The sequence below is a fragment of the Actinomycetota bacterium genome (assembly GCA_030682655.1).
Taxonomy (GTDB): domain Bacteria; phylum Actinomycetota; class Coriobacteriia; order Anaerosomatales; family JAUXNU01; genus JAUXNU01.
This window is the reverse complement of record JAUXNU010000121.1, coordinates 1-1,208: the sequence shown is the minus strand read 5'-3', so window position 1 is coordinate 1,208 and position 1,208 is coordinate 1. Positions and strand designations below refer to the sequence as shown.

The window sequence follows — 1,208 nt, the reverse complement described above, 5'->3', positions numbered from 1 at the left end:
GGGCAGGTGTGAAGGATCTCATGGGCGGCCGGCATCGCGTCGTGGGGCTTCTGTCCGGTGGGGGGGAGCGGAGCGAAGACGCGTACGACCTGAGCGTCTGGGTACTGGAGCCATGGCCGGGCTCCTACCCCTGGGCGCCGCGACTGGTTGTCGCCCTCGACGACCCAGAGGGACTGGTCGATGTCGATGGTGAGCTTCTCGACATGCAGGAATACGTGGCCGTTGAGGGGGTCCTGTCTGCGGGTGCACAACGTCTCCTAGTGGAGCATTTCGAACCGGTACCCACGCCGTAGACTCCGTGCCGAACAAGCGCATCCTTAGTGTCACTCTGCCCCCGTGGGATTCCTGACATCCGTCAGGTAGCCTCGGATCCGACGGCGGAGTGACCCGCAGCGCATCTGTCGCCCTCATCGGGCTGACCTTCAGCTGTTATGTCCCCCGCCGCCGGGTACCGAGGGGTCGCCGCCGTGACTTCATAGGAGCCTGGCCAGCAGGCCCCAGCTAAGGCGTGTCCGCCGCCGGCCCCCGCCATCGCACGTCGACGGAAGGGGACGGACATGATCGTAGTCGGCATCGACCCGCATATGAAGACCCACACGGCAGTGGCGCTCGACACGGTGACGGGGCGGCCTCTCGGCGAGAAGACCGTGAACTGCCACGAGCGCGGACGCGGGAGCCTGCTCGTCTGGGCGCGCTCGCTCTCCGCCGACCGCTTCTTCGCGATCGAGGACTGCCGCCACGTCTCGGGACGACTCGAGCGGTTCCTGCTCTCCCGCGGCGAGCGCGTGGTGCGCGTGCCTCCCAAGATGATGGCCGGAGCACGCTCCTCGGCACGCGCCTACGGCAAGTCCGATCCCATCGACGCGGCGTGTGTGGCCCGTGCCGCGCTGCGCGAGCCGGACCTTCCCGAGGCGGCACTCGCCGGTCCCGAGCTCGACGTGCGCCTGCTCGCCGACCACCGCGATGACCTGGTGCAGGAGCGCGGACGCATCCAGAAGAGGCTGCGCTGGAACGTCCACGACCTCGAGGTCGGACTCGAGCTGCCGCCTCGGGTGCTTTCCCGCTACGTGTGGCTCGATCGTCTCGAGGCCGCCTTGCGGTCCCTGCCGCCGACCACGCGCTCGCGCATCGCCATCGAGCAGACGAGACGCTGCCGCGAGCTCACGAAGGAGATCAACTCCCTCGAGCGCGAGATCGAGGATCTCACG

The 1,208-nt window shown here is 68.3% G+C and carries 2 protein-coding genes; both read left to right on the top strand.

The features are described from left to right. Window positions 1–293: hypothetical protein (locus tag Q8K99_07065; protein ID MDP2182313.1), on the top strand; the 293-nt coding region annotated here is incomplete at its 5' end. A gap of 264 nt (window positions 294–557) precedes the next feature. Then, the coding region (locus tag Q8K99_07060) for a transposase (GenBank protein MDP2182312.1) at window positions 558–1,208 on the top strand (651 nt) is incomplete at its 3' end.